Raw genomic sequence first — 11,274 nt, forward strand, 5'->3', positions numbered from 1 at the left:
TGATATTTCCAGGGAAGATGGCACGTGCACCCGACCGGGCCTATATGCCGGAAGAGGCCCGTCGAAGGGAGATGAAGAGTATGAATCTGCGGTACGGATTGCTTGCAGGGTCTTTATTGACTGCCTCGGTTACCCTCGGCTCCGTCCTGGTCTCCGCCCCGGTATTCGCGCAGCCTGTACAGGGCCTCTACATGAGCGGTGAAGGCGGTGCCAGCTTCAATCAGGGGCAGGTCGTACGGCATTCTTCAGCACGCGATGAATTCCACCCGGGCGCAACAGGAATCGGCAGCATTGGCTGGGGGCTGGGCAACGGCTTCCGCGTCGAGGTGGAAGGTCACTATCGCAATAATGACCTGAAAACCGTCGGCGGTAATGCCGCATATCATGCCCATGCCGATGGACGGCAGCAGGAATCGGGGATCATGGCCAACGCGCTGTTTGACCTCGATATCGGCAAAAGCTGGCTTTTCCCGTATTTCGGCGCGGGTATCGGCTATGGCTGGCAGAACATGAATGCCACCATGACGGGTAATGTGAACGGCCAGAATTACAGCCAGCATGTCGGCGGCACATACGGCAATTTCGCCTATCAGGGCATTTTCGGCCTCGCCTTTCCCATGCCCTGGGTTGTCGGCCTGTCCGCCACGGCTGAATACCGGTTCTGGACCATGCTTGGCCCGCAGTCGCACAGTTCCATCGTGACGGGCAGTGCAACCGCCCTGTCCGCCATGAACAGCGATTACGGCTTCCGTAACGGCAACCGTGATACGCGCACCGACTTCAACCATTCGCTGATGCTCGGCCTGCGTTACGAATTCAATCCGGCTCCGCCGCCGCCGCCGCCGCCGCCCACCATCGCGGCCCCCGCACCGGCGGAAAACCGGACCTATCTGGTGTTTTTCGACTGGGATCGCAGCGACCTGACCGAACGCGCCCGTTCCATCGTGGCGGTCGCGGCACAGGCATCGACCAATACCCAGACCACACGGATCGAGGTTAACGGCTATACCGACAACTCCGCCGCCCATCCGGGCCGACGGGGCGAAGAGTATAATCAGGCGCTGTCGCTGCGCCGTGCGCAGACAATCAAGGCCGAACTGGTGCGCGATGGCGTGCCCGGCCCCTCAATCGACATTCATGGTTATGGCGATTCCAACCCGCTGGTCCAGACCGCCGCCAATACCCGTGAAGCCCAGAACCGCCGGGTCGAGATCATCCTGCACTGATCCCTTCTGGCTGACCGGCAACCGGGCAAGAAAAAAGCGGCGCCGTAAGGCTGCCGCTTTTTCTTTGTGCGCACCATAAAAATGATGTCGGAGGCTGGATCAGACCAGCCCCGTGAACAGGGAAGTGGACAGGTAGCGTTCGGCAAAGGAAGGCGCGATCGTCACGATCGTCTTGCCCCTGTTTTCCGGGCGGTTTGCAAGCTGCACAGCCGCATGCAGCGCCGCACCCGATGAAATGCCCACCGGCACGCCGTCAAGCCGCGCACAGCGCCGTGCCGCCGCGATGGCTTCGCGTTCCGAGACCGGCAGCACACCCGACAGCGCCGCCAGATCCAGTGTGCGGGGGCAGAACCCCGGCCCGATGCCCTGAATGCCATGGGGGCCGGGTTCATCACCATTGAGAATGGCGCTTTCCATCGGTTCGACACCATAGACCTCAATACCCGGCTTGCGGGCCTTCAGGCTGTGGGCAATGCCGCTGGCGGTGCCACCCGTGCCCAGCCCGGCCACCACGATATCGACTTCGCCTGCCGTATCGACCCAGATTTCCTCGGCCGTTGTCGCGGCATGCACGTCCGGATTGGCCGGATTGTCGAACTGCCGGGGCATCCACGCATTGGGCGTTTTTTTAAGGATTTCCTCAGCACGCGCGATGGCCCCCGCCATGCCAAGGCGCGAAGGGGTCAGTTCAAGCTGTGCATCAAGCAGGCGCAGCATCTTGCGCCGCTCGATCGAGGCCCCTTCCGGCATGGTCACGATCAGCCTGTACCCCCGCGCCGCCGCGACAAACGCCAGGGAAATGCCGGTATTGCCGGAAGTCGGTTCCACCAGCGTGGTCTTGCCCGGCTGGATTTCGCCCCGGCTTTCCGCATCCTCGATCATGGCGGCGCCGATGCGGTCCTTGACGGAACCAAGCGGATTGAAGAACTCCAGCTTCATCAGCACGCGGCTTTCCAGCCCGTCTTCACGGGTCAGATGCGGCAGCGCCACCAGTGGCGTCCCCCCCACCGTATCCACAATGGAATCGTAAACCTTGCCGCGTGGTGCCGCAAAACCATACGTGCGATCTGCTGGGGTGGTTTTTTTCATCCGGTATCACTCCTTGTTACGGAAATGGCCTATTCACGCATAAACTCTGACATAATCTACCATCCTCCCAAACAGAAGCGTGGATCAATCAGGCAATTACTGGTAAATGATGCGAACTGGTTTCCCAACCTATTCAAAGCAAGGCTGAACGATATGCTGCTCCGGCGCGACAGGACCATGATCGCAATTCTCATCATGCTGGATGTTGCCTTTCACGCCGGGCGCAATGGCACCATCAGTGCAGCCGACATTGCCGAACGCGCGGGTCTGGCCCGGCGTGGCATCGAACCCCTGCTTCAGGCATTATCCCGTTCCGGGCTGCTGGAAAGCGTGCGTGGCCCGCGCGGGGGCTACAGGCTGGGCCGCCCCCGCCGCGATATCCTGATGGCGGATATCCTGTCGGTCATCACGGCGGACGACAACACGGATGACGGCCCGATCGGTGGCCTGTTCCAGAAGGTTGTCGAGCCGTGCTGGCAGGAATTCGACGCCATGATCGATGAGAAATGTCGCAAGATCAGTCTGGATGATCTGGTGCGCCGGGCGGAGCACGCCGGCATGCGCCGCTCGCTGCCCGAACCGATTACCTTCTCGATCTGAAACCGGCCTGACTGGCCAGTTCTCCCGTCAGGGGAAAACCCGGCCCCTTATCGGGGCCGGGGTGGATCATTTGGCGCCGGCGACAACCGGGGCCGTGACCGTTGCGGTCACATCCATATATTCACGCGGTTCCTTTTCGCTACGGATCAGGACGACGCGGAATTTGTCCTGACCGGTATAGGACGTGTTGGCCGTATACGTCACATAAGTGTGATCGTTGTAATTGTAGATGAAGGCCTTGCCATGCTCCGGCGCGGGTGACACCCCGAAGGAGGCATAGGCATGACCGGCTGATGCCCGCGTCTCGATGGCGCAGTAGCCATCATCGCTGCGCACCTGCATGGTGGCCGTACGGGTGTTGGAACCGGCCGCCACGGGGGCGCCGACATCACACTGCCCTGACAGCTTCATGTAATTGTAGGGATTGGGAGGCCCGCCGAGGTTAACGGCCGGTTTGTTGTCACATCCGGCGAGCAGAATGCCCGTCGTCATCATGATTGCAGACAGTCGCAGTCGCACTCGTCAGCTCCGCTGTATTTGATTTTTCACCCGTTATCAGGACAGTTTGCCCGCGCCGCCCCGCTTCATGGATCGGCACAACGGCAAACCGCTTTGGCATACGCTGTAGAACAACGCATCCCCGCGGGAAAGACCCGTTGGTCCTTTGCGCAGGCGGACAAGCCCTGCCCGTGTGGCATACCCGTCCCCGAAGCCGCTGTCATCCCATGGAACAGGCATGACGCAGCTTTTTGAAGGGGCGGCCCTGACTCTCCCTTTTGGCGACTGAATGTTTGCGCTATAGACCTGATCGGATTTCATTCCTGCCGGAATTTGCGGGGCACGTGCATCCCCGTTGGCAACTGCCCCAATATCTGGAGAACCCATCCTGATGTCCATGTCGATCTGGCGCGCTGGCGCTGCTGCCCTTGCCCTGACAGGGCTGGTTAATGGCGGGCAGGCACTGGCTGCCGGCCCCTGCTCCCCCTCCCCCGCGCATGAGGCGTTTGACGTGCAGGGGCTGAAAAGCGAACTGATGGTCACGGCCCTGTCATGCGGCGCGCAGGACAAATACAATAGCTTCGTGGTCAAGTTCCGTGGCAAGCTGACGAATGAGGAACATGTCCTTAACGGCTATTTCCACACCACCTACGGCCGCAACGCCCAGCGCCAGCATGATGACTACATCACGCAGCTTGCGAATGTTCAGTCCGAGCGCGGCCTGAAGTCCGGCACGGCGTTCTGCCAGCAGCGCCTGTCCATGTTCGATGAGGTGCTGGTGCTCGACAGTGCCGCCGACCTGTCCAACTACGCGCAGGCGAAGGACATTCTCCAGCCCGCGTCCTACCTGACCTGCACCGCGCCCGACCGCCCGGCCCGTCCGGCCGCCGCCACCAGCAGCAGCCGCAGCCGTGCCCCGGCGCGCCACACCGTGCGTAGCTGATCCACGGCTTACGGACAGAATAAAAGAAAATAAGGCCGGGCCAGCGTCCGGCCTTTTTCATGCCCGCAAGTGCGGGCATAGTGCCCGGGCGTCAGGCGTTCCCGCTTGACAGGACGTGACCCGACAGAACAAAGAACGCTTCATGAACGACGATCTTTTTTCCACGCCTGACAGCCCCCGCAAGCCCGCCCGACGCAAGAGCGCGCCCGCCGCCATGCCCGAAAACGCAAAAAACGGCCCCGATACCTACGACGCCAGCGCCATCGAAGTGCTGGAGGGGCTGGAGCCAGTGCGTCGCCGTCCGGGCATGTATATCGGTGGCACGGATGAAACCGCGTACCATCACCTCGCCTCCGAAATCCTCGATAACGCGATGGATGAAGCCGTGGCGGGCCATGCCACCACCATCGATGTCTCGCTGGAAGAAAATGACTGCCTGACCATCCGTGATAACGGACGCGGCATACCGGTTGACCCGCACCCGCGTTTTCCCGACCGTTCGGCGCTGGAAGTGATCCTGACCACGCTGCATGCGGGCGGCAAGTTTTCGGGCAAGGCCTATGCCACATCTGGCGGCCTGCACGGAGTCGGCTCATCGGTCGTCAATGCGCTGGCATCCCGCATGGAAGTGGAAATCGCGCGTGATCGCGCCCTGTGGCGGCAGGTCTATGAACGCGGGCACCCGTTAAGCGGCGTGGAAAAGATCGGCCCCGTCAACAACCGCCGTGGCACGCAGATACGCTTTACCCCTGATCCGCAGATATTTGGTCGGCTGCATTTTTCACCGGGGCGGCTGTACCGGCTCTGCCGCTCCAAGGCCTTCCTGTTCCGTGGGGTCACGATCCGCTGGTCGTGCGATCCGGCGCTGATCAAGGGGGATGACGTTCCGGCGGAAGCCGTGCTGCATTTTCCCGGCGGACTGGCCGACAGCCTGCGCGACGAACTGGGGGAAAAGGCGGCCCTGCTGACCGATCTGTGGTCGGGCGATGCCGACCTGCCCACCGCCGCCGACGGCACCGCCACCGGTCGGCTGGAATGGGCCGTGGCCTTTGTGGAACAGGGACCGGCCACCCTTGCCTCCTACTGCAATACCATTCCCACGCCCAATGGCGGCACGCATGAAACCGGCTTCCGTAACGCGCTGCTCAAGGGCCTGCGCAACTGGGGCGAACAGCGGGCCAACAAGCGTGCGGCCAGCATCAACGCCGATGATATCATGGGCTGCATCGCGGCCAAGCTGTCGGTCTTCATCCGTGACCCGCAGTTTCAGGGCCAGACCAAGGAAAAGCTGACCAGCAGCGAGGCCAGCAAGCTGGTTGAGACGGCCCTGCGCGACCGGTTCGACCACTGGCTGGCGGGCAACCCGCCGCAGGCCGACAACCTGCTGGCCTTCGTGGTGGAACGGGCGGAAGAACGCCTGCGCCGCAAGGAACAGAAGGAAACCCCGCGCAAAAGTGCTACCCGCCGCCTGCGCCTGCCCGGCAAGCTGACCGACTGCACGCGCGAAAACGCGGCGGAGACGGAAATCTTTCTTGTCGAGGGGGATTCCGCGGGCGGGTCCGCCAAGCAGGCACGCAACCGCGAAACACAGGCGGTCCTGCCGCTGCGTGGCAAGATCCTGAACGTGGCCAGCGCATCGACCGAGAAGCTGCGCGGCAATCAGGAACTGCGTGACCTTGTGGAAGCACTGGGCTGTGGCATGGGCGAAAGCTTCGATGCCAGCAGGCTGCGCTATGGCCGCATCATCATCATGACCGATGCCGATGTGGACGGCGCGCATATCGCCTCCCTGCTCATGACCTTCTTCTACCGCGAACTGCCGGGGCTGATCCGCAACGGACATCTGTATCTGGCGCAGCCGCCGCTGTACCGACTGACACAGGGCGGCAAGAGCGTCTACGCCATGGACGACGCCGACCGTGAGCGGAAAATGAAGAAGGATTTCAAACCCAATGCGAAGGTTGAGGTCTCCCGCTTCAAGGGGCTGGGCGAAATGCCGCCCGGCGACCTGAAACAGACGACCATGGACCCGAAGCACCGCACGCTGCTCAAGGTCATTACCCCGCCCGAGGACAGGGCCTTTACCCTTGAACGGGTCGAGCACCTGATGGGCCGCAAGGCGGAACTGCGCTTCCGCTTCATTCAGGACCATGCCCGTCAGGTCGACAACCTCGACGTCTAAACAAAAAAGGCCCGGCTCCCCTGAAGGAACCGGGCCTTTTTTCATTCCTGTCGCCCTGTCAGCCCGCGCCGGTCAGCGGGGCGACAACATGAGGCTCCACCGTGGCCACGGTCGCCATGGGATGCAGCAGGCCGGTCACGGCGGGATCGAACACCCGCAGGAACGAACCCGGATGCACACCCATCCACAGCGTCACCACCGCCAGCGGCACAAGCACGGCCAGTTCCTGCCCCGTCAGGTCACGCAGCAGGGCAACCACCCCGCCCCTGTCCGCCCCGAACAGCACGCGCCGATACAGGACCAGCATATAGACCGCGCCGAGGATCATGCTGGTGCCGCCAAGGAAGGCCAGCCAGAAGGAGACATGCAGCGCACCGACCATGACCAGGAATTCGCCAACGAAGGCCCCGGTCCCCGGCAGGCCGATATTGGCCATGACGAACAGCATGGCCAGCGTCGCCAGCACCGGCATCTTGTGCGCGACACCGGAAAAGGCGCTGATTTCACGCGTTTCCGTACGCCACGACACGGCAGATACACAGAAGAACAGGGCCGCGATCACGATGCCATGTGACAGCATCTGGAAAATCGCCCCGTCGATCCCCTCTGGCGTAAGGGTAAACAGGCCGATGGCGATCACCCCCATATGGGAAAAGGACGAATAGGCGATCACACGCTTCATGTCCGTCTGGGCCAGTGCGATCATGGCGGCATAGATCACCGCAATCACCCCCAGCGTCAGCACCAGCGGCGCGAACAGACGTGCCGCATCGGGAAACATCAGCACACCGAAACGCAGCAGCCCGTATGCCCCCGCCTTTGACAGCACGCCGGACAGCATGACGGAAGCAGGCGTAGGCGCTTCGGTATACGCATCGGGCAGCCACGCATGCAGCGGGAACAGCGGCAGCTTGACGCCGAAAGCGATGATGAAGCCCGCAAGCAGCCAGCACTGCATGGCATGGCCGAAACCATGATGCTGAAGGGCGACGATATCGGTCGTCCCCGTCGCGTTCCACATGGCCAGCAACGCCAGCAGCATGAACAGCGAACCGCCAAACGTGAACAGGAAGAACTGCAACGAAGCCCAGACCCGGCGCGGGCCGCCCCATATCCCGATCATGAGGCTGGCAGGCAGCAGCGTCGCTTCATAGAAAACGTAGAACAGCACCAGATCGAGGGCCGAGAACAGGCCGATCAGCGTGGTTTCCAGCAGCAGCATGGCGATCATGTAATCACGCACGCGCCCTGTCACCTGCCGCCACCCACCGATGATGGAAAGCGGCGTCAGGAACGCCGAAAGCAGCACGAACATGAGGCTGATGCCATCAAGCCCGGCATGGTAGGATATACCCGCGCCACTGGCCCAGCCGATCTGCTGTTCGAACTGCATGCCGGGCCGCGTGGGATCGAATTCCGCCCACATGATGACAGCCAGCGCGAACACGATGCCACTGGTCCATAGCGCCACCCATCGGGCGGCGGTCTCGACCGTCTGGGTTGAGCCGCGTGTGAGCAATATGGCCAGCACCCCGGCAAGAGGCAGGTAGGTAACTAGGGACAGCAGGATCGGATGCACATTCGGTCTCACATCATCCATGGATAATGGCCGACCCTAGAAGCGTTCCCGATCAGGAATCCAGTAGCCCCCCGCTCACATTATGCCGAGGCGGCCCCGCACCGTCCCTGTCACCGGCCCCGCGACCCGTCCGTTCTCAACGTTCCGCTGCTGGCTAGCGACGGCCGAACATCCGCTCCAGATCGGCCTTTTCCAGCTTCAGCCAGGTTGGCCGCCCATGGGAACAGGTGCCTGAACGCGGTGTGCGTTCCATGTCCCGCAGCAGGGCGTTCATTTCCTCGTGTGTCAGCTTGCGACCGGCCCTGACGCTGCCATGGCAGGCCATACGGGCGATGATCGCATCCATCCGCGCATCCAGCGCATCGGCCTGCGCGGGGGTGGACAGGTCGTCCGCCTCCAGTTCCTCCGCCAGATCGCGCAGCATGGCCGCCGGATTTTCCTTCTCCAGCAATGCGGGCATCGTACGGACCAGAACGGCGGTGCCCCCAAAAGGTTCGATTTCGATTCCCAGCCGCGCAAGGGCAGGTACGAACCCCAGCAGCACATCGACCTGACGGGCAGGCAGATCCACCACTTCGGGCAGAAGCAGGCGCTGGGCACGGATTTCGCCCCCCATATACTGCTGGCGCAGGATTTCATGGGTCAGGCGTTCATGGGCGGCATGCTGGTCCACCAGCACAAGCGCGCCATCGGCTGTCTGGGACAGGATATAGGTGCCCAGAACCTGCGCCATGGCAGCGCCCAGCGGATAATCCATCGCCGCCACGCTGTCCGCACGGGTTTGCGCATCTTCCGCAACCACCCTGCGCGCGGATGGCAGGGCGGCAAGCGGCAGCGACGATTCGGCAAATCCCGCAGGGGATGGGACCGGAGATGGGACAGCGGCATCCCCCGACAGGTCGGGTGGCGTGGCCAGCCGGGTCGAAACTGCCGCCGCATCCGCACTGCGTTCGGGCGGATACCAGATCCGCGATGAAGAAGGTCCCCGTGACTGGATCAGGTCGGGCCGTACCCCCGCAACACCCGCACCAGTGCCCAGCGCGCGCCCCAGTGAGCCGATCACCAGCGCCCGCACAGCAGCCGAGTCGGCATAGCGGAGTTCCGTCTTGGCGGGATGTACGTTCACATCCACCTGCTCTGGCGGGATTTCAAGCGACAGGGCCACAACCGCGTGCCGCCCGTGTTCCATCACGTTGCGATAGGCCACCCGCACCGCCGTGCGCAACACCGGATCAACGACGGGTCGCCCGTTGACCAGCAGCATCTGCCCGTTTGCCGTGGCGCGATGGACCGATGGTGCGCAAATATAGCCGCGCAGCTTCAGTTCGCCGCGCTCGCCTTCCACCGGCAGCAATCCGTCGGCCTGACCGGCTTCAAGAATGGCGGCCACGCGGGCGGGCATGTCCTGCGCGGGCAGGTCCAGTATCACGCGCTGATCGAATTCCAGCCGGAACGCGATATGGGGTGCCGACAGGGCCAGACGCCGCACCACGTTTTCCGCATGCCCGGATTCGACGCGGGGGCTTTTAAGGAATTTTCGCCGCGCAGGCGTGGCAAAGAACATGTCTTCGACCAGCACACGCGTACCGGGTGGCCCCGCACAGGGTTGCGGTTCCCCCACAACGCCGCCTTCCACCCGGATCGACCATGCCGAATCGCTGCCAGCCGGTCTGGACGTGACCGTAAGCCGGGCCGCCGCCCCGATGGATGGCAGTGCCTCCCCCCGGAAACCGAGAGTGGAGATACGCACCAGCGTTTCATCACGCAGCTTGGACGTGCAGTGCCGCTCAACCGCCAGACGCAGGTCGTCCGGTGCCATGCCACATCCGTCATCCGTAACTTCGATCCGGTCGATTCCACCACTATCAAGCCGGATATGGATGCGCCGCGCACCGGAGTCGATGGCGTTTTCAACCAGTTCCTTCAGCGCCGCCGCCGGGCGTTCGATCACTTCGCCCGCCGCGATGCGATTGACCACCTGTTCCGACAGGCGACGGATCACCGGCGGCGTGTTCGCATGTGACGTATTCATATCGGGAACCGGGTTTCAGCAGCCATCAGGTCACGCCCGACCCCTGCTGGTCGGGACAGCATCTTATTTGGTGGGACCGCTTACCGTTGGCGTCGCGCCCTGCGTCAGGTTGCGGCCAAGGGCCGAATCTTCACGCAGGCGGGCATTTTCGGCCTTGCCATTCACAAGGTTACCTGCCCCGCCGCCATGCCAGAACATGAGCTTGTCGACAAAGCTGGTATCGGCACGACCCATTTCCCCCTGATCGGCCTCGTTCGCGGCATGCTGCGCGGCACCCACAAGGGCGGTCTGGCCTGCGCTGTCCGTGCCATCCGCACCCTGAAGGGCCACGTTGGGGGACAGGGTTTCCAGTGCCTGCATGCGTGGATTGGTATCTTCCGCACGCTGGACGGCATTGCTATTGGGCGCGCCCAGTTCATCGGAAGGCGGCATCGACAGCGGCGCGCGCGTCGTGACCGTATATTCATCGGGCAGGGTCCGCTCCAGCCCGAAGGCGCGCGAGACATCAGCGCCCGTGCAGCCCGAAAGCATGAAGCCACTCGATACGAGCAATGCACAGGAAAGGGGTCTGAGAGCAGGAATCGCCATATCTCGCCTATTACCGTTAGTGGAACGGTTCGGCAAGCACATGCAGGCCGCTCCAGCCCCTAGTTTGCACTGCGGTCGCGCAGGTTGTCGATGATCAGGATGGCTACCCCGCAATCAATCATGGCATCGGCGATATTGAACACCGGCCATGACCAGCCAAAAGCATGGGCATGGATGAAATCGACCACCGCGCCGAAGCGCAGCCGGTCGATCACGTTGCCAATGGCGCCCCCCATGATCATGCCCAGCGCGACGGCCACCCACCGCCGCGGCGTGCGGGCCAGCCAGACGCCAAGCCCCGCCACGATCAGCAGGGCCGCGACCGAAAAGATCACGCGCCCCGCCGCCCCGGCGCCGCCCAGCATGCCGAACGTGATGGCGTGATTCCACACCATGGTCAGGTTCAGCACCGGCAGCAGGGGCACGCTTTCCCGCGCGGGCAGGTCATAGATATCCAGTATCCAGAACTTGCTGGCCTGATCGGCGGCCAGTGCGCCCAGCAGGCAGGCGGCACCCACAACGCGGTTGTTCATCGCG

General features: G+C 62.9%; 10 protein-coding genes. 4 read left to right on the top strand and 6 right to left on the bottom strand.

Annotation, left to right across the window (positions count from 1 at the left end):
• Positions 1–80 precede the first annotated feature (80 nt).
• On the top strand, positions 81–1,226 hold the full coding sequence (locus KSAC_RS07155; protein ID WP_162900434.1) for an OmpA family protein: 1,146 nt from the start codon (positions 81–83) through the stop codon (positions 1,224–1,226).
• A gap of 99 nt (positions 1,227–1,325) precedes the next feature.
• Here the strand turns inward: KSAC_RS07155 and cysK are convergent, their stop codons facing one another.
• Complete coding sequence (gene cysK / locus KSAC_RS07160) at positions 1,326–2,315, bottom strand: cysteine synthase A (protein WP_102325626.1); 990 nt, start codon at positions 2,313–2,315, stop codon at positions 1,326–1,328.
• 153 nt (positions 2,316–2,468) lie between these two features.
• Between cysK and KSAC_RS07165 the strand changes: the two genes are divergently transcribed.
• Positions 2,469–2,915, top strand: a complete 447-nt coding sequence (locus tag KSAC_RS07165) for an RrF2 family transcriptional regulator (RefSeq protein WP_102325697.1) — start codon at positions 2,469–2,471, stop codon at positions 2,913–2,915.
• Positions 2,916–2,981: 66 nt separating this feature from the next.
• Here KSAC_RS07165 and KSAC_RS07170 read toward each other — a convergent pair whose 3' ends face one another.
• Complete coding sequence (locus KSAC_RS07170; RefSeq protein WP_102325625.1) at positions 2,982–3,410, bottom strand: hypothetical protein; 429 nt, start codon at positions 3,408–3,410, stop codon at positions 2,982–2,984.
• Positions 3,411–3,804: 394 nt separating this feature from the next.
• Between KSAC_RS07170 and KSAC_RS07175 the strand changes: the two genes are divergently transcribed.
• Positions 3,805–4,356: a hypothetical protein gene (locus KSAC_RS07175; protein WP_207918645.1), complete on the top strand. Its 552-nt coding sequence runs from the start codon at positions 3,805–3,807 to the stop codon at positions 4,354–4,356.
• Positions 4,357–4,498: 142 nt separating this feature from the next.
• Entirely contained in the window at positions 4,499–6,538 is a 2,040-nt protein-coding gene (gene parE, locus KSAC_RS07180) for a DNA topoisomerase IV subunit B (RefSeq protein WP_102325624.1), read from the top strand.
• A gap of 58 nt (positions 6,539–6,596) precedes the next feature.
• Here the strand turns inward: parE and KSAC_RS07185 are convergent, their stop codons facing one another.
• The 4 genes from KSAC_RS07185 to lspA form a co-directional block, all read right to left on the bottom strand.
• Entirely contained in the window at positions 6,597–8,138 is a 1,542-nt protein-coding gene (locus tag KSAC_RS07185) for an NADH-quinone oxidoreductase subunit M (RefSeq protein WP_132304897.1), read from the bottom strand.
• 133 nt (positions 8,139–8,271) lie between these two features.
• The gene (gene mutL / locus KSAC_RS07190) at positions 8,272–10,149 is read right to left on the bottom strand and encodes a DNA mismatch repair endonuclease MutL (RefSeq protein ID WP_132304899.1); all 1,878 of its coding nucleotides are present in this window, start codon (positions 10,147–10,149) and stop codon (positions 8,272–8,274) included.
• A 63-nt stretch (positions 10,150–10,212) separates the two neighbouring features.
• A complete protein-coding gene (locus KSAC_RS07195; protein WP_102325621.1) occupies positions 10,213–10,701 on the bottom strand; it encodes a DUF3035 domain-containing protein in 489 nt (162 codons plus the stop codon).
• Between the two features lie 95 nt (positions 10,702–10,796).
• Positions 10,797–11,270, bottom strand: a complete 474-nt coding sequence (gene lspA / locus KSAC_RS07200) for a signal peptidase II (protein WP_110547792.1) — start codon at positions 11,268–11,270, stop codon at positions 10,797–10,799.
• Between the last annotated feature and the right edge of the window lie 4 nt (positions 11,271–11,274).

This window comes from Komagataeibacter saccharivorans (assembly GCF_004348195.1).
In the GTDB taxonomy this organism is placed as follows: domain Bacteria; phylum Pseudomonadota; class Alphaproteobacteria; order Acetobacterales; family Acetobacteraceae; genus Komagataeibacter; species Komagataeibacter saccharivorans.